We start from the raw sequence: 17,571 nt of genomic DNA, 5'->3' as shown, positions 1-17,571 counted from the left end.
TCGGTGGGATGGCCGCCAGGCTTCGACAAGGTCGAATACAAACGACGCAACGTGGTCGAGCGCGCGTTCAACAAGGCCGAACACTGGCGCGCAGTCGCGGGGAGACACTGACCTAGTCCCAAGGCCGCTCGATTGCCGGCCTGTGGCCGGTCCGAGCGAACACCTGGGAACACGACTTCATCCGGCCCCGTGATACTGGACATCGCGCCGTCGATCGACGAGGAGGATGTCTGTGCCCGCACTGTTCCTACACGAACCAGGCCAGGGCCCCGAGGTTTCACTGCGAGGTTTCGTGCGCCGAAACCCGTGGGTCCGGATAACCACCGACCCACTGTTCGTGCACCACGATCGCGGTGCGCCGACACGGCGGGTCGCCCTCGTCTCCGGCGGCGGTTCCGGCCACGAGCCGATGCACGTCGGATTCGTGGGAATGGGAATGCTCGACGCGGCCGTACCGGGGAAGATCTTCGCCTCGCCGCACAACCGCCAGGTCTACGAGGCGAGCAAGGCTGTCGCTCGTGCCGGTGGGGTGCTGCACATCGTCAAGAACTACACCGGAGACAAGATCAATTTCGGTATCGCCGCCGAACGGCTCGCCGCCGACGGTATCGAGGTCGGCCGGGTCCTCGTCGACGACGACGTCGCCACCGAATCGGACGAGACGGCGACGGGACGACGCGGGACCGCCGCGACCATCATCGTCGAAAAGATCCTCGGCGCCGCCGCGGACCGCGGTGACACGCTCACCTCGCTCACCGCGCTCGGCCGCGAGGTAGCCGCGCACAGCCGCAGTATCGCGGTGGCCACCGAGGCGCTCACGTCACCGAATACCGGGGCGCGTGCCTTCGAACTCGAACCGGATCAGCTCGAATACGGGGTCGGAATTCACGGCGAACGCGCCTCGACCTCGATCACGAGGCCACCACTCGCGGAACTTGTCGACCGGATGCTCACCGATATCCTCGCCTCACTGCCCGGTGATCCCCGAAAGCCGTTGTTACTGTTGATCAATGGGCTCGGTGCGACGACGGAACTCGAACTCTGCACAGTTCTCGAGCTCGCGGCGCGCACCCTCACCGCCCGAGGTCGCGAAATCTCGGCGGTCCAGGTCGGCACATTCGTCGCAGCACTGGACATGAGCGGCTTCTCGATCACCCTCACCCAACTCGCCGACGGCTGGCTCGATCTCTGGCACGCCCCGACCGGCGCACCCGCCTGGAAGGACACCGCACGATGACCAGCGAGGCACTGACGACGCTCGACAGCACCGTCGCCCGACTGCACGAGGTGTTCATCGCGGCCGAGCCCGCACTGACCACGCTGGACGAGATCACCGGCGACGGAGATTTCGGCGTCAATCTGCGTGAGGGCTTCTCCGAGGTCGCCGACCGCCTTGCCGCACCGCACTCCCCCGCACCGTGGAATACGCTGCGAGCGGTCTTCCTCGACGAGGTCGGAGGCACGAGCGGCCCGCTGTTCGGACTCCTGTTCCAATCACTCGGCGCCCGGGCGACACGCTCGGATTCTTATATCGACACCCTCAGGATCGGTATCAAGGATGGTCTCGCCGCCATCCAGCGCGTCGGCGAGGCGGAAGTCGGCGATCGCACCATGGTCGACGCGCTCGCTCCCGCCGTCGAGGCGCTGAGTGGCGATGCCGATATTGCCGCGATGGTGAGCGCCGCAGTAGACGGAGCCCTGTCCACGGCGACCCTGCGGGCACGTCGCGGTCGCGCGAGTTACCTCGGCGAGCGCGCCATCGGCCACCCCGACCCGGGGGCGGTAGGCGTGGCGCTGCTGCTGTGTGTGCTCGCGGAGCCGGTATCCGGAACAGAGATATCGGACTGGGAGCGCGAGCGTCTGCTCGATTCGATATCCCTGTCGGTACCGGGCAATGATTGAGGCACAGGCGTTTTCGGTTGCGAAGGAAAGGACTTGCCCGTAGAAATCGTGTGGCCCGATGGTGCAGTTCGGTGGTTGACGTAGCCGGCGAACAACGCGATGGTGCGATACGTCTCGGCAACCTTGCCGGCAGTCACCGGTTCGACCAGCCATCGGCGTGCTCGGTAATGCCGGATTTGTGTGTGTCTTGTATTTTCCCTGCGCAGACTGCACCTGAGGTTTCGCCCGGGAGTATGCCTGAACGTCGCAGCCTCGAGGCCCGGGTACCGGGCACCGCTGTCCGCCCCGGCATCGGTGTGGGTCTTGACGGTCAGCCAAGTTAGCATCGGTGCTGGTGGCCGGCGAGCGAACAGGATCGGGTAATGCCGCGTAACAGACGTCCGCGTGACCCTGCGGAGAAGCAGGCCGAGATCGTCACAGCTGCGCGCCGGTTGTTTCTCGAGCAGGGCTACGAAGCGGTGTCGATGACGCGGATCGCGCGTGAGGCTGGGGTGGTGTCCAACACCGTGTACTGGTACTTCCAGGACAAGGACGCCGTGCTGATCGCGGTCCTCGACGATGTGCTGGCCGAGGCGATCGACCGCTACGGCGCGGTGGCGCAGGTGGAGTTGACCGATCGGCTGGTGTGGGTGGTCGGCGAGCTCGAGCAGATGAGCCGGCTGGTGACCACCGTTCACGCGCGGGCCCGGGAATCGGTCACGGTCGGTGAGTGGCACGACCGGTTCCACGCGCTGGCCGAGGGCCTGTTCCGGATCGAGCTGGCCGAGCTCGGGTTCGCCGAGCAAGATCTGGACGCGGTGATCAGCATTGGGGTGTTCGTGGTCGAGGGCTTGCTCATGCACCCGCGTGACGAAGCCGGGAAACGGGCGGTGGTCTCGACGCTGGTGCGCAGTGCCCGTGGTCTGGCCGTGACATCGGGCTGACCTGCTTGTCAGCGGGGCGAGGGGGCGGCCCTCGAGCCGAATTAAAACGCTCAGCGAGGGCGTCCGACGCAGCGCCGCGATGGGCTCGTCGCAGACCTGCTGATGCTGTGGCCAGACCTTGGTCATGACAGCACCGAGCACTGCGATGAGGGCCGCGTCCTTGTCCTGGAAGTGCCAGTAGACGGCTGGAGATGACGGCGGCCTCCTTCGCCGGCCGGCTCATTCGAGGTGAGGTCGAATCCCGTCTTTTCGCATACAGCCGCCGCGCCCCGTCGACGAGCTCCGCAAGTTTCTCGTCGGTGGCCTGCGGACGTTTGTTCCACGGCATCGTGCCTTTATCGGCGGGTCGAGCTGTCTTGATCAACGATCAAGACAATGCTAGCTTTCTTGACTAGCATTCAAGACAGCTGGCGGAAGGACGATCCCGTGGCAAATCCCCTCAGTCACGTCCGGCACGACGTGACATTCCCGTCCGGGGACGGGCGGTGCGCTGCCTGGCTGTATCGGCCCGACGGTGTCGAGAATCCGCCGGTGGTCGTGCTGGCCCACGGATTCGGCGCGTTCCGCGAGCTCCGGCTCGATGCCTACGCGGCGCGGTTCGCGCAGGCCGGTTACGCCGCGCTGGTGTTCGACTACCGGCACTGGGGTGCCAGTGCCGGTGCCCCGCGCCGCATCCTCGACATCGGCAAACAACACACCGACTGGCGCGCGGCGATCGCCTACGCTCGCGAGCTCGACGGCGTCGACCCGGCCCGGGTGGTCGCGTGGGGTTCCTCGTTCGGCGGTGGTCATGTGCTCGACCTCGCCGCGCACGACCACGGCCTGGCCGCCGTGATCGCCCAGGTGCCGCATGTCGACGGCCCCGCTTCGGCGTTCTCCCCGCCGCCGGGGCTGGTGGTCCGGCTGGGTCTGGCGGCGCTGCGGGATCAGCTCGGGGCGTTGCTGGGGCGCGAGCCTTACCGGGTCAAGTCCATCGGGCGCCCGGGCGAGACGGCGATGATGACCTCGCCGGGCGCCTACGAGCTCGTCCAGCGGATGGCGGGGAGCAAAGAGCAGGAGTTCCTGTCCGAGAATGACGTGGCGGCCCGCATCGGGCTACGCATGCCGTTCTACTCCCCAGGGCGATCGGCGGCCAAGATCACCGCGCCCACGCTGGTGCAGGTGGCCCGCCGCGACGACGTCACCCCCTACGCCAAGGCCCTGCGGGTCGCGGCCCGAATCCCGCGCGGTGAGGCCCTGACCTACGACTGCAGACACTTCGAACCGTATCTCGAACCCCACTTCGAGCAGATCGTCACCGACCAGATCGACTTCCTGGACCGGCATCTGGGCAGTGCGCGATGAGCGCGGCTGTGTTGCCGCCCACCGTGCACACGCTGGTCGTCGGCGCGGGCTTCGCCGGACTGGCCGCCGCCGCGGCGGTGCTGCGCGAGGACCCGGGGGCCGACGTGCTGATCATCGAGCGCGCCGGCGAGGTCGGCGGAACATGGCGCGACAACACCTATCCCGGATGCGCGTGTGACGTCCCGACCTCGCTGCACTCGTTCTCCTTCGCCCCCAACGCCGACTGGAGTCACACCTTCGCCCGGCAACCGGAAATCTTGCGGTACCTCCGGGACGTGGTCGACCGCCAGGCCTGCGTGACCGCCTGGTGACGGGATGTGAACTGCTCGGCGCGCACTGGGACACCGACCAGCAGGCATGGCAGGTGCGGACCTCCCTCGGCGAGCTCACCGCCACCATCCTGGTCGCCGCCACCGGGGCGCTGTCCACGCCCAAACTGCCCGACCTGCCCGGACTGGACGCATTCCGCGGCACTGTATTCCACTCCGCCACCTGGAACCACCACCACGACCCGACCGGCGAGCGAGTGGCCGTCATCGGCACCGGCGCCTCCGCCGTGCAGTTCGTGCCCGAGATCGCCGACCGCACTGCCCACCTGACGGTGTTCCAGCGCACCCCTGCCTGGGTGATGCCCCGCCTCGACCGCACCCACGGCACCGCCGAGAGAACCCTCTACCGGCGAATGCCATTGGCGCAGAAACTGGTTCGCGCAACTGTCTACGCCTACCGCGAACTCTACGTCGCCGCGCTCGCGCACCGCAGCGGGCCGGCAGGGATAACGACCTCGGCTTCCCGAACCTGAGTCACCTGAACCGCGCCGACTCGTTCCAGACATCTCCGCGTCGTCCATCCGTCGACCTCCGGCACCCTCATGTCACCGGAAGATCGTGTCCATGTGTCGTGAGTCGGCGGAGAGGTCACCTACCCTGACTCGTCCGATCTCCCCCCGGGCGATGAGGTCTGTGACAACCTGCGGAAGGACAGCGTCGCGATAATCGGCCACACGACGGGTAGTCGCAGGGTGTTGTCGCCCGGTCGAGTCCTGGCACCTTCGACGAGGGAGCTGATATGGAAACCACTACAGCGCAGCAGTCGGGCAAGCTCGACCGCAGCGTCATCGTCACAGGACTCGTCATCGTGTCCGGCATGATCATGGTGGTTCTCGACACCACCATCGTGAACGTCGCCCTGAAGTCGTTGAGCACCGAACTCGGCGCGACCCTGTCCACAACGCAGTGGGTGGTGACCGGTTACCTGCTGGCGGTGGCGCTGGCCATCCCGGTCACCGGATGGGCGATGGATCGGTTCGGTTCCAGACCGGTCTGGCTCACCGCGGTAAGCCTGTTCGTCGCGGGCTCGGCTCTGTGCGCGACCGCCTGGTCCATCGAAAGCCTGATCGGCTTCCGCATCCTGCAGGGACTCGGCGGCGGCATGCTGCTGCCCGCCGGGCAGGCGATCATCACCCGAGCCGCGGGCGCGCAACGCCTCGGCCGAGCCATGGCCATTCTCGGTGTCCCCATGCTGCTGGGACCGGTATTCGGCCCGGTAATCGGCGGTCTGCTGGTGCAGTACACGAGCTGGCACTGGATCTTCCTCGTCAACGTCCCCGTCGGCGCTTTGGCCCTCGCGCTCGCGGTCTGGAAACTTCCACACGGCGACACCCTGCCCGAGCACGGCCGTCTCGACCTGCGAGGTCTGATCCTGCTCTCCGGCAGCCTCGTCTGCCTGCTCTACGGACTTTCCGAGGCCAGCTCACACGGTGGTTTCACCGAGTGGGGCGTGCTCGGCTGGCTCATCGGCGGCGTCGCGGGCCTGGCGCTCTACACCTGGCACAGCCTGCACAAGGGAGCCGACTCGATCGTCGACGTCCGCCTGCTCACCAACCGGCTCTTCGCCAGCGGAACCATCGCGGTCTTTCTCGTCGCGATCGGATTGTTCGGCGGCATGCTGCTGCTTCCGCTGTACTACCAGACCGTGCGCGGGCAGGGCCCGCTCGACGCCGGCCTGCTCCTCGCACCCCAGGGATTGGGCGCGGTCGTGGCGATGGTGATCGGCGGCCGGCTCACCGACCGCATCGGCGCCGGCTATGTGGTCCCCGTCGGCGTCGTCCTCGCCCTGGTCGGCACCCTCCCGTTCACGCACGTAGGCACCGACACCTCGTACGTCTGGCTCTGTGTGGCTCTGTTCGTGCGCGGTATGGGCCTCGGTTCGGTGATGATGCCGACTATCGCGGCCGCTTACACGGAACTGGGCAAGGACGCCTTGACACGCGCGGCGCCCACGCTCTCGGCCATTCAGCAGGTCGGTGCGTCGCTCGGCAGCGCCTTGCTGGTGACCGCGCTGACGCAGCACCTCTCCGGAAAGCTGACCGAGCGCGGATTGCCATCCGGCAGTGGTGGTTCCGGCCAGATCAACTCCGTCCCACCCCAACTGATGCCGGTGGTCGGACCATTGCTCGCCGACTCCTTCGGCTTCGCGTTCTGGGTGGCGTTCGGCCTCACGGCGGTGATCATCGTCCCGGCCATGTTCCTGCCCCGCCACGCGGCGCGTGAGCGCGACGAGACACCGGTAGCACTGGGCATATGACCGAATCCGATCGCGAAACTCGCACCATCACAAGCCTTCCGGCCGCCCAGGCAATCACCCCGGGCCGCAGCTTCCTCCGCCCTCGATAAGGGGGGCCAGACCCTTTTGACGGAATTTTGCGCGGACACGTTGCCGACCCGCCGTGGATATAGTTGAGCACATGGAATACGAGCGAAAGGTGCAGCGCGCCAAGGGGAAAGTCTGGCGCTGGAACGAGAAGCGCGCCACCGGGATAATCGAGACCGTTGACGGTTCGCATGTCTGGTTCGGCCTCGACTCGCTGGGTGAGCACAAGAATTTCGGTGACGTTGTCCTCAACGACCAGGTTGAAGTGGAATATGAAGCAGTTCAACAGGGTTCACATGATCTTAGGGCCGTCAAAGTTACTTGGCCCTGAGTCTCGCTAGCACAGGCAAGGCCCTACTCGAATTCGCACACGGCGCCCGACGACTAGCTCGGGCGCGCGCCAGACGGTCTCGTCAGATGCCTCTTCCTCTCCCCTCTCGTTCCCGTGCTCGTGCACGTGATCGCTCTGTCCTGCCACCGCGCGTGGAACCCGCGGACGGAGGCTCACGGTGCGGTGACTCCAACCCCGGTGTCGGCCGACTGAGAAGTAGCAGATCGGCTACGTCCGGCGGCAGCCTCGCCCGCAGGTGTGCGTCCGCCTGCTCCCGTTGCTGCCGCGCCCGTTCCGTCGCCTCTCGCTCCAGCCGCGCGCGTTCTTCGGCTTCGGCGGCTTCCTCGAGGCGAGCATGGTCCGCGGCGTCGGCTGCTTCACGAGCCTGACGGACCTGTTCTGCATACGCGCTCATCTCGTGCAATTCCGCGTGCAGGCGCGCTTCGCGTGCAACGCGGGCCTCCTTGACCTCCCGATCTCGACGCTTGATGCCCCTCATGACCTCCCCGAATTCGCGTGCCACCCGCTCAGAGGCTTCGCGCAATTTCTGTTCTCGCGTTTCGCGGCGTTGCCGCTCCTGGCGCAGCCGCTCGGCGGCATCACGCACCTTCGGCAGCCGCTCCGCCGCCCGCCGCCGCCGATCTTCGCGATCCCTCCGCTGCTGCTCGCGTTCATGCAGGCGCCGAGCTGCCTCGCGAACCTTCTTTAGTCGCTGAGCCGCGCGCTGACGCCGTTGCAGCGCTTGCGCGTTGTACAGCTCCAGCTGCCGACTGTCCTTTTCGCGCTCGCGGCCGTTCGCATAGATTTGCGTTGCCTGGGTTCGCGAAATGATCTGATGAGTGAATCGGTCCGGAAAGTCGCGGGATAATTTGTCGATCAGCTCCCGCGCTGTCTTCGAGATCTTCTCGCCTTCCACCGTGCGTAACCGGTACTGGCTGACGACGCCCTTGCTGAGGAGATAGTGATCTTTGCGGAGTTGGTTTTCGTCCTTCTTCCCGCCGAGCCGCCCCGACTTGTCCTCGATGCTGTCGACGCGGCCTTGCTCGCGTCCACTGGCTCTGGCCTTGTCGAACCGCCTTTTACCGAATGGCGTGGCGTATTCGCGCGACTGCTGCTGATAGCCCCGCTGTCGATCGCGGAAATACCTGTCGGTGCCGTTCTCGAAGATCCGGCCCCGCGTATTGCTGTCATGGCCGCGTCGGATGTCGTCGTAGCTGTCGCCGGACATGGCTCACCCACCCCCGAATACGGAAAGTCGATTGGGAAGCGCGCCTTACTTACTCGACTGCTACTCGGAAGCGGATAACGCTGTCAGACAGCAGGTTTGGATCTATCGACGATCGCGGCGCAGACAGTCGTCGAGAATTGACAACACGGCACCGAATTCACCGGTTGCGGTGAGTTCGGCCATGTGGGTCATGGACACGATGCTGGGCTGGTCGCCCTCGAATTGCACACAGGGCCCGAAGTCCGTGAAGAGCAGTTCGCCCCACTCGGGGTTGTTCACCCAGATCATGCCCGTGCGGCGGATGAAACCCTCACCGAGGAAGCGGACAAGCTGATCGGCGATCTCGCGGTTGTCCGGTGCGGTCAGAGAATCGAAGTCTGGGAACACGGCGGCGATCCGCTCGCCGAGGCGATCGAAGACTTCCGGCTCCCACCAATTCGGTTGATCGACAGGCGGATTGAGCGTATCGGCGAGGAACGTTCGGACGGCCTGCTTCATCCGGGCCGGCTCGAGCCAGTCCAGCCACGCCTGTGTCTTGTCGTCGAATTCGATGTCGAAACCGATCTGCTCGGCGTCGCTCATAGCGGGCTCCCGTCGTCGATTGGTTGCTGGTCAGACTAGCTCGGCGCGCTGTCACAGTTCGTCGTTCTCCTCGTCCTCGATGCGCTGACGTATCTCGTCCACTGAGCGGCCTTTCGGGATGCAGCTCGGCCAACACCACACGCCGAATAAGACGGTGAGCAGCACACCAGCAGTGACCGCACCGAAGATCCAGACGCCGGTCACGGAAGAGCCCACAGCCGTTCGCACGGCAGCCGACGCCACTCACGGCCAGGCGCTTCGAAGGTCACGCTCATGGCCGGGTAGTCAGCGCACCAGCACACGACGAACCGCATCGCGGCCGATACGCATGCCACAAACCTCAGTTCATGTTCGCTGGGGACCGTGATCAGGACGCAGAGGCCGATATCCGGCTCGTCCGGCAGCGGCGATTCATGTCGAGCTTCAGCGGGATTGGCGAAGCTCATCGCGTCCCGCTACTGCTTCCCGACTGGAGAGTATTCGGCCAGGCCGGCCAGAACCTCGAGCAGCGTTTCCAGGTTCACGCCCTCCGGTAGCGGGGCGTCGCTGTCAGGTCGCGGTCGGAAGGGAATGCGGCGGGCAGCGGCGCGCTCGCGCGGGGTGTCGACGGGCGGGACGATCTTGCCCTCGCGCACAAGGAAGCTGTAAGCGCTCGACTTTCGCGCGCACGAAATCGCGTGACACTTCAAGTGCTGCTGCATGATTCGTTGCGCTGAGACCACCGTGAGCGGCTGTTCCGGATGCCTATGAGCCGCGTCGTCCGGGCTCAGCACCGCTGCAGCCCACGTCACCGGAGGACAGACCGTCTCCAGATCGAACAGCTCGCACACCCGGCTCGGGGTGTGCCCGACGGTTTCCAGGTCGTAGACGATCATCGCGTCGACACCCAGGCCGGCAGCGAGACCGAGCGCGTAGCCAATCGGGTCGGCATCGTCTGCTGGCGGCTGCACCGTGTAGGCGTGCACGTACCCCATGCGCTCGGCATGGCGACGGATCTGCTCAGCGTGCAGTGGCGCTCGCGCGCCCGATACATCGGCACGTATCAGGCCGATTGCGCTGGGGCGCTGCACATTCCGTGTTCCGGTATTCATGCCCTGTCCTCTCGTTTGGCCATCCTGGTCGACGCCCGCCGCCGTGCCTCGATGTCGTAGGCGGATTTGCCCCGCTCGACCCGTTCCGGCCAAGCGACTGCCAGCACACCCACCACCACGGGAATTCCGATCGCCACGCCCAGTCCCCACGACATCGCCGTCACCGCCTATTGCTTTCCGACACAGACTGATCGGAATCGACCAACCGTTGCCTCGCCTGCCGCTCGACCGGGCAGTCACACACGGCACAGTCGAGATTGGCTAGCGTGATGATGTGGGCACTCCCCACGTTGCTCACCGGAACGCGGTCGTGATTCATGCTGTTCTGCTCCTCCGGGCTGTTTCAGTGGTAAGGCACCCGCCGCCGAGGAGCGTTTTGCCACCGACCAGGGGTGTCACTGCTGCGTTGATCGGCGCGCCGAGAGCGCCGGCATCGACCCGGCGGCGGGGCTGAATCAACCTTGGCGCTGGAGGATTTGCATTGAAAGGTTGACGCGGGGCACGCTGGTATACGTTCGGTTCACGCTGGTACACGCACCTCCGGCAGGGGATGAGGTATTGGGTATGCAGGGCATATGGACCGGTGCCGACGCGACAGCTTTGCGCGAAGCGCTGGGGTTGTCTCAACCCCAATTCGCCCAGCGCGCAGGAATCGCTGTGTCGACCGTGAAGAAGTGGAAGCGCCGAGGAACGACCGTCCAACTTCCGTCCTTCTTCGCCGAGTTGATGAGCACCATGCTGGAGCAGGCGACGCCCGAACAGCGGCGGCGCTTCGTCGCGCATCAGCGCTCTTCACGGGTTGCCGCGACTGCCGGCACGTCGCATCCTGCCCACATCGAGGTCGTCCTCCCGGATTCGGGCGTGGACATATGGTCCGCTGACTGCACGACAATCGCTCATGACCTGACGAGGAAGGATCTGGTGTTGGACCGGCGCCAAATATCGAAAGCACTCGCAGGCGTCGTAGTGGGCTTAGCGCTGCTCGAACCACTGGAACGATGGTTGTCGACCCAAACCGACTGCACGACAATGGATCATCTGGGTATCGGCTCCGGTTATCAGGAGATCGAACAGCTGGAGAACACCGCACGGGTGTTTCGCGAGTGGGATGATCAGTTCGGTGGCGGTTTGCGTAGGAAGGCCGTTGTCGGCCAGCTCAGCGAGGTCAACGAGATGCTTCGGGATACTCATCCGCCGCAGATCAAGCGTCGATTGCTGCGCGTTCTGGCACTGCTCGCCGAAACGACCGCCACGATGTCGTGGGACTCCGGTGAGCAGGAAACGGCGCAGAAGTACTACATGCTCGCGATCCGTGCAGCGAACGCCGCCGATGATCCAGCCCTGTGCGCCAACGCAATCGCGGGGATGGCCCGCCAATTGATGTCGTTGGACCATTACGGCACGGCCTTCCAACGGGCAGACAGTGAACGCGAGCGTGCCGTAGATGCGCTGGAACTCATTCGGCTTGCCCAGGACCGCTTCGCCGATCGCGTGACTCCGACAGTACGGGCGATGCTGCATACGAGGGAGGCGTGGGCATACGGCAAGCTGGGCCGGCTATCCGCGTTTCGCCGGTCCTGCGATAAGGTAGACAGCGCCTTCGCTGATTGCGACCCGTCGGAAGATCCCTACTGGATCAACTACTTCGACGCTGCGGAACTCCGCGGCACCCTCGGCGGTCGCCTACTCGAAATTGCCCGCCGCGAACCATCATTCGCGGGAGAGGCAGCCGAGTCCATCAGCAACGCGATCTCACTGCGGCAATCTAATCGATTGCGAAGCTCGGCACTCGACCAACTGGGTATAGCGGAGGCTCGAATGATCGAAGGCGAGCTCAAGGAGGCGTGCCGTCTTGGTCAGGCCGCGTTGGATACGGTCGAGAAGACCGGATCGGACCGTGTGCGGAAGAAGCTGCTGAGGGTGTACAACCAGACCGAGCAATTGCAGAGCGTCGGCGCGGTGGCCGAGCTGAGAGACCGTATGCGACCGATGGTTTCGGTGTCTGTGTAGAGGAGTTGTGGATCGTGCATATCGGCGTTACTGGGCATATGAACATCACGAAAGACACGGCCCGGCTGGTGTACGACGAGATCGTTGGCCATCTGGCCGATGCGGGTGACCCGGCCAACTTGGTCGGCGTGAGCTGCATTGCCCGTGGAGCTGACTCAGTGTTCGCTCAGGCTGTTCTCGATCAAGGGGGCCGCCTGGAAGTGGTACTCCCGTCGCGGAATTACCGTGAGCAGAAGGTGAAGCAGGACCATGCCGAGCTGTTCGATGAATTGTTGCGCCGAGCCGATACGGTGCGTGTGATGGATTTCGGAGACGCCGGTGCCGACGCCTACGAAGCTGCGAACGAGGCTGTGCTCGGGTCGTGCGATCGATTGATCGCTGTGTGGGACGGGCAGGCCGGCGAACGCAGCGGGACCGGCAGTGTTGTCGCGCTGGCGCGGCAGAAGGGGTTGCCCGTAGAAGTCGTGTGGCCCGACGGTGCAATGCGCGGGTAACTTCAAGCAGGAATTGCGGAGGGACAGCTCACCCGCTGAAATTCACCGCCAGCCTCGATCGCTGGCGGATCAAAGTCCGGTGGTCCGAAATCTCAGCCTTCTGCAGGGGGGAACTATGGTGCCATTTCAGGCTCGGTGACCAGTGGCACGGGCTCAGTTGCCGTACAACGCATTTCGCGCCTGCGTGTAGGCGGTGCGGATCCTTTCGCCCACCGCATCGTCGCCGGATGCCGGAATCTCGACAGCCGCGGCCGCCGGCCACCGCGGCGGTTCAGCGCCACCGCGCAATACCCACGCGGCCTGCCGTGCAGCACCGAGCGCGACGTACTCCTCCGGCGCCGGGACAGTCACCGCCGCACCCAGAATATGCGCGGCGGTCTCGGCGACGAACGCGGAACGCGAACCGCCGCCGATCAGCAGCACGCGCCGAGGTGTCGCGCCGGCCGCGCGTAGTCGGTCAAGCGCGTCGGCCATGTTGCACAGCATGCCTTCGACTGCGGCGCGGGCCAGGTGTGCGGGTCGCATTGTCTCCGCGCGCAATCCGTGCAGGCTGCCCGTCGCGTGCGGAAGGTTCGGGGTGCGTTCGCCGGACAGGTACGGCAGCAGGACGAGGCCGTCGGCGCCCGGCGGGGCCTGGCGGCCCAGTGCATCGAGTTCGCCGATGCCGATTCTCAAAGCCGTGGCCATCGCCTCGAGCACCCGGGCGGCGTTGAGTGTGCACACCAACGGCAGGAATTGTCCTGTCGCGTCGGCAAATCCGTTGACGAACGCATCAGTGTGCAGCTGCGAGGTGCGCGCGAACGCCGTGCCGCTGGTGCCCAGCGAGATCACCACGTCGCCATCGCCGATCCCGAGCCCGAGTGCCGCAGCCGCGTTGTCCCCCGCTCCCGCGGCGACGAGCGCGCCCGATGCGGTGCGTCCGGCGCTCTCGGACGGTTCCAGCACCCTCGGAAGTTGCGGGGTCCGGTTACGGAAGGCCAAGGCCAGCAGGTCTTCTCGATACCGGCCCTCCACTGCGGACCAGTACCCAGTGCCCGAGGCGTCGCTGCGATCGGTGGTGGTGGGTGCGGCATCACTACCACCAAGCAACCGCCAGGTGAGGTAGTCGTGCGGCAGCATCACCCGGGTGACCCGGTCCGCGAGTTCGGGCTCGTGATCGGCCATCCACCGCAACTTCGCGGCAGTGAAGGCGGCGACGGGGACGCTGCCGACGGCATCCAGCCACGCCTGCGGTCCGCCCAGTTCCGCGACGAGGTCGTCGGCTGCATCGGCAGAGCGAACATCGTTCCACAACAGAGCATCTCGCACTGGCCGGTGCGAGTCGTCGAGCGCCACCAGGCCGTGCTGCTGGCCGGCGATCGATACCGCGTCGACGTTGTCGAGCAACCCCTCCCCCGCCTGTTGCAATGCGGTCCACCATGCCTCGGGCGGAACCTCGGTTCCGTCAGGGTGCGGCGCGGATCCCCGTGCCAACACCTCACCGGTGTCCGCGTCGCACACCACGACCTTGCACGATTGCGTGGAGCTGTCCACTCCGGCGACGGTTGCCATTTATCCGCGCGGGGCGATCTGGATCTTGCGGCCGATGCCGTCGCGGAAGGCTTGCAGCGCTTCCGAGAACTGGTCGAGCCCGAAGGTGTGGGTGATCATGGTGTCGGCGTCGATGGCGCCCTTGCACATGAGGTCGACGGCGCGGCCGAAGCTGTGGACCACTGCCATCGAGCCGACGATGGTGATTTCGTCGTTATAGATGCGGAAGGGTGAAAAGGAGGCCGTCGCCTCGCCGGGGGCGACGCCGAACTGCTGGCAGGTGCCGCCGCGGCGGACTCGGGTGAGGCCGTCTTCGATCGCCGGGATCGCGCCGGTGCAGTCGATGACGACTTCCCAGCCGTGCGGGCGGTCGAACTCGTCGGCGTTCGTGGCGACCACGTCGGCGCCGAGTGTGCGGGCTACCTGCAGCCGGTCGGTGTTGAGGTCCACCACCGATACCGAGGTCGCGCCTGCGGTCACGGCGAGTTGCAGCATCATCAGGCCCATGGTGCCCGCGCCGTAGATCAGGTAGTGCGCACCCAATGTGCGTGGTAATCCGTCGAATCCGTGCACCGCGCACGACAGCGGTTCCACCAGCGCGCCGTGTGCGGCGGGCAGATCGGCCGGCAGCGCATAGCAGTTGGCCTCCGGCACCGCGACGTATTCGGCCATCGCGCCGTTCACCGTGTCGCCGATCGCGCCCCAGCGTTCGCACAGATTGCCGCGGCCGATGCGGCAGTAGTGGCAGGCGCCGCAGAACAGCGACGGGTCCACGGCCACCTTCTCGCCGGACCTCGGACCGTCGACGATCTCACCGCAGAACTCGTGGCCGGGCACGATCGGATAGGGCGTGGGTGGGAATTCGCCTTCGACGATGTGGATGTCGGTACCGCAGATTCCTACCGCGGCCACCTCGACGACCACCTCGCCGGGGCCGGGGGTCGGGTCGGGAATAGTCTGGACCGAGTACTCACCGGGCTTTTCGATCACCAACGCACGCATTCACCGTCCCCTTTCCTGGTACCACCATGCGGTGGTGGCGATATCGGCGTCGGCCAGCGGCAGATACCGCCCGCCGTCCTGCCATCCCAGCGCTTGCAGCGTGACGCGCAGTTCCTCGTGGAAGCGGATCGGGTCGCGCACATGCCAGCGGTACATGCCGAATCGTTGTTGCGGCGTGTAGATCTCGTCGCGCGGAAGTACTTGGTGCAGGCCGAGATACGGGCTGGAGTAGTCGCGGTACGCGCCGTCGAGGTCGAAGTTCCAGGCGCCGCCGAAATAATCCTCGGTGCCGGTGCCGCAGATCGTCGGGAACTCGTCGTCTCCGTCGAGATGGAATTTGATCTCGCCCTCGCCCCACCAGCCCGGGGCGTTGGGAGCGATCGCCAGATAGGTGCCGACGTAGCGTCCGCGGCCCCGAATGCCGTCGACGATGGTGTGCACCGCCGGAGCGCCCAGCGGATTACTGTGTCGCCGTTGGCAATGCAGGTAGCCTGCGTCCTCGCCTACCTCGGTTTCGTCGTAGGTGAGCTGATAGTAGACCGGCACCGGACGTTCGGTCGGATTATGCAGGGTGACACGGACGCGCTCGCGAAAAGGCATGGGCCAGTAGCTGTTCAGGCCACCCGCGGGTGCGACCACGACCATTTCCGAACTCACCAGTGCCAGTTCGTCCCAGCCGTTGCAGAAGAAGTCGCCCAGCGGCACGTCGATAGACGGATGTTGGTCGTCGTCCCAGGTGAAAGCCAGCGTCAATCGGCGCAGCAGTGTGCGGTCGGTGGTCAGCCAGAAGTGCCGGATGACACCCGGTCCGGATACGTCGGCCAGCGTCGCGGTGGCTCCGGCCGCGAGGTCGATCGACGGGGACACCTTCCACCCCACACCGAGATCGCGTGCCGCGCCCGCGCCGGTGCCGGTCTCCGCCCGTGCGCCCGCCCCCGGCGCGCCGGTCGGGTTCTCGGGGCTGATCGAGCGTGTCCGCGCGCGATCGAGTCGCCAGAGTTCAGCCATTATTCGCCGCCCGATGTTGTTCGGTAGCAAGGAAATGCGCGATATCCGCAGTCGATTCGTAGAGTTCGCGGTAGCGCCGGTAGTACTGGTCGTAGACCGCCTGCCGAGCGGCTTCCGGCTCGACGGTCGACGTCACCGGGTTCCAGCCGGAGGTGTCGACGCCGGACGCCTCCGCAGCGAGCATGGCGTCGCCGAGACAGGCACCGACAGTCTCCGCCGGCAATTCCTGCGGCAGACCGGTCACGTCGGACACGATCCGGGTCCACAGCCCGCCCTTCGTTCCACCCCCGACCGCGACCAGACGTCGAGCGCGGCCGCCGGCGTCGGCCATCGCTTCCAGGTTGTGCCGCACTCCGTACGCGGTTCCTTCCAGCGCGGCGCGGTACAGCTCGCCGCGGCCGTGGCTGGTGGTGAGGCCGGCGACCATGCCGCGAGCGTCGGGATCGAACAGCGGTGTTCGTTCGCCGGCGAAATACGGCAGCATCAGCAGTCCCCGGCTGCCCGCCGGAACCTTCCCGGCCTCCGTGACCAGGTCACCGAAGTCTCCGCCGACCAGGCGGCGCAGCCAATCGGTGACCGCGCCCGAGGTCGCCATTCCCGCTGCGAGCGAATATGTTTCGGGCCACGCGCCGCAGGTTCCCCACAGGCCGGGATGCGGACGCGGCTCGGTGAGGATCTGGACCAGGAACATCGTGGTGCCGTACATGACCATGGCATCGCCGGGAGCGCGCACGCCGACACTGGCCGCTTCGGCCCACGCGTCGACGGTGCCGGTGGTGACCGGCAAGCCCTCCGGAAGACCGGTTGCGGCAGCACCTTCCGCAGTCACCCGGCCGGCTATCTCTGTGGGCCAGGCGAGTTCGGGCAACGGCAGGCCCGGAGCACAGTGCTCGGCCCAATCGCTCGCCCATTCTCGTTTGCGCAGGTCGTACATGGGCACGCACTGGCTCGCCGACTGATGGTCGAGCACGTATCGCCCCGTCAACCGATGCACGAGAAAGGAACTCGCCATGAGCAGCATGCGCGTGCGCTCGTACACGTGCGGCTCGTGCCGCGCCAGCCACCGCAGCTTCGGTCCGACAGCCTGACTGGTCAGCGGCGACCCCGCCCGCTCGAGCACGGCCGCAGCGCCCAATTCGTCTGCCAGCTCGGCGATTTCGACTCCTGCCCGGGTGTCGACGCCGTACAGGATGGCCGGCCGCAGCGGGTTGCCCTGCGCATCGGCGGGCAGCAGACACGGGCCGATACCACTGATCCCGAGCCCCTCCAGCCGAGCACCGGCGGCGGCATCGACCAGTTCGCGAGCGATGGCGACGAAATCAACCCACCACACGGTTTCCGCGTCGTGCTCGACCCAGCCCGGTCGCGGCATCGACACCTCGTGCGGACACTCGGCCCGCGCGAGGACCTTGCCGTCGGCGTCGGTCAGCACGCCCTTGGAACCCGATGTGCCGATGTCGATTCCGAGAAACAT

The 17,571-nt window shown here is 66.1% G+C and carries 18 protein-coding genes and 1 pseudogene; 9 read left to right on the top strand and 10 right to left on the bottom strand.

The annotated features are described in order from the left end of the window. Positions 1-232: 232 nt before the first annotated feature. From IG65_RS0132215 to IG65_RS0132180, 7 genes and pseudogenes are all read left to right on the top strand, one after another. On the top strand, positions 233-1,237 hold the full coding sequence (locus tag IG65_RS0132215; RefSeq protein WP_197039998.1) for a dihydroxyacetone kinase subunit DhaK: 1,005 nt from the start codon (positions 233-235) through the stop codon (positions 1,235-1,237). Continuing rightward, complete coding sequence (gene dhaL / locus IG65_RS0132210) at positions 1,234-1,902, top strand: dihydroxyacetone kinase subunit DhaL (RefSeq protein ID WP_081879909.1); 669 nt, start codon at positions 1,234-1,236, stop codon at positions 1,900-1,902. The genes IG65_RS0132215 and dhaL overlap by 4 nt, the downstream gene beginning before the upstream one ends. A 362-nt stretch (positions 1,903-2,264) precedes the next feature. After that, positions 2,265-2,825 carry a TetR/AcrR family transcriptional regulator gene (locus tag IG65_RS0132205; protein ID WP_030518719.1) on the top strand — a complete coding sequence of 187 codons (561 nt, stop codon included), beginning with the start codon at positions 2,265-2,267 and terminating at the stop codon, positions 2,823-2,825. 426 nt (positions 2,826-3,251) lie between these two features. Beyond that, positions 3,252-4,169, top strand: coding sequence for an alpha/beta hydrolase (locus IG65_RS0132200; protein WP_030518718.1), 918 nt, complete (start codon positions 3,252-3,254; stop codon positions 4,167-4,169). Continuing rightward, positions 4,166-4,935: pseudogene (locus tag IG65_RS35385) on the top strand (flavin-containing monooxygenase); the annotation flags it as partial. The gene IG65_RS0132200 and the pseudogene IG65_RS35385, both read left to right, overlap by 4 nt. A gap of 302 nt (positions 4,936-5,237) precedes the next feature. Next, entirely contained in the window at positions 5,238-6,755 is a 1,518-nt protein-coding gene (locus IG65_RS0132185; RefSeq protein ID WP_030518717.1) for a DHA2 family efflux MFS transporter permease subunit, read from the top strand. A 160-nt stretch (positions 6,756-6,915) separates the two neighbouring features. Then, on the top strand, positions 6,916-7,152 hold the full coding sequence (locus IG65_RS0132180) for a hypothetical protein (protein ID WP_156055894.1): 237 nt from the start codon (positions 6,916-6,918) through the stop codon (positions 7,150-7,152). An 82-nt stretch (positions 7,153-7,234) separates the two neighbouring features. On the opposite strand, the gene IG65_RS38200 is transcribed toward IG65_RS0132180, so the two are convergent. The 6 genes from IG65_RS38200 to IG65_RS38185 all read right to left on the bottom strand — a co-directional run bounded on the left by IG65_RS38200 (position 7,235) and on the right by IG65_RS38185 (position 10,217). Next, entirely contained in the window at positions 7,235-8,380 is a 1,146-nt protein-coding gene (locus IG65_RS38200) for a hypothetical protein (protein WP_156055893.1), read from the bottom strand. Between the two features lie 102 nt (positions 8,381-8,482). Then, entirely contained in the window at positions 8,483-8,962 is a 480-nt protein-coding gene (locus IG65_RS0132170; RefSeq protein ID WP_030518714.1) for a hypothetical protein, read from the bottom strand. Positions 8,963-9,013: 51 nt separating this feature from the next. After that, positions 9,014-9,166, bottom strand: a complete 153-nt coding sequence (locus tag IG65_RS38195) for a hypothetical protein (protein ID WP_156055892.1) — start codon at positions 9,164-9,166, stop codon at positions 9,014-9,016. Then, positions 9,163-9,408 (bottom strand): hypothetical protein, encoded by a 246-nt coding sequence (locus IG65_RS38190; protein WP_156055891.1) that lies wholly within the window; start codon positions 9,406-9,408, stop codon positions 9,163-9,165. Before IG65_RS38190 ends, IG65_RS38195 begins: the two co-directional genes overlap by 4 nt. Before the next feature lie 9 nt (positions 9,409-9,417). Further along, positions 9,418-10,053, bottom strand: a complete 636-nt coding sequence (locus tag IG65_RS0132160; protein WP_156055890.1) for a hypothetical protein — start codon at positions 10,051-10,053, stop codon at positions 9,418-9,420. Then, entirely contained in the window at positions 10,050-10,217 is a 168-nt protein-coding gene (locus tag IG65_RS38185; RefSeq protein WP_156055889.1) for a hypothetical protein, read from the bottom strand. Before IG65_RS38185 ends, IG65_RS0132160 begins: the two co-directional genes overlap by 4 nt. A gap of 493 nt (positions 10,218-10,710) precedes the next feature. On the opposite strand from IG65_RS38185, the gene IG65_RS0132150 reads away from it, so the two are divergent. Together IG65_RS0132150 and IG65_RS0132145 are read left to right on the top strand one after the other, a co-directional pair. After that, a complete protein-coding gene (locus IG65_RS0132150; protein WP_156055888.1) occupies positions 10,711-12,063 on the top strand; it encodes a hypothetical protein in 1,353 nt (450 codons plus the stop codon). A gap of 14 nt (positions 12,064-12,077) precedes the next feature. Further along, the gene (locus tag IG65_RS0132145; RefSeq protein WP_081879910.1) at positions 12,078-12,557 is read left to right on the top strand and encodes a hypothetical protein; all 480 of its coding nucleotides are present in this window, start codon (positions 12,078-12,080) and stop codon (positions 12,555-12,557) included. A gap of 153 nt (positions 12,558-12,710) precedes the next feature. On the opposite strand, the gene xylB is transcribed toward IG65_RS0132145, so the two are convergent. The 4 genes from xylB to IG65_RS0132125 are packed head-to-tail and all read right to left on the bottom strand — an operon-like array spanning position 12,711 to position 17,571. Continuing rightward, a complete protein-coding gene (gene xylB, locus IG65_RS0132140; RefSeq protein WP_030518709.1) occupies positions 12,711-14,108 on the bottom strand; it encodes a xylulokinase in 1,398 nt (465 codons plus the stop codon). Beyond that, complete coding sequence (locus IG65_RS0132135; RefSeq protein ID WP_030518708.1) at positions 14,109-15,089, bottom strand: zinc-dependent alcohol dehydrogenase family protein; 981 nt, start codon at positions 15,087-15,089, stop codon at positions 14,109-14,111. After that, a complete protein-coding gene (locus tag IG65_RS0132130) occupies positions 15,090-16,097 on the bottom strand; it encodes a glycoside hydrolase family 172 protein (protein WP_036526361.1) in 1,008 nt (335 codons plus the stop codon). Further along, positions 16,090-17,571, bottom strand: a complete 1,482-nt coding sequence (locus IG65_RS0132125) for an FGGY-family carbohydrate kinase (RefSeq protein WP_030518706.1) — start codon at positions 17,569-17,571, stop codon at positions 16,090-16,092. Before IG65_RS0132125 ends, IG65_RS0132130 begins: the two co-directional genes overlap by 8 nt.

It is taken from the genome of Nocardia sp. NRRL WC-3656, assembly GCF_000720265.1.
GTDB lineage: Bacteria > Actinomycetota > Actinomycetes > Mycobacteriales > Mycobacteriaceae > Nocardia > Nocardia nova.
The sequence above is the reverse complement of the archived record's forward strand: the minus strand, read 5'-3'. Positions and strand labels throughout refer to the sequence as shown.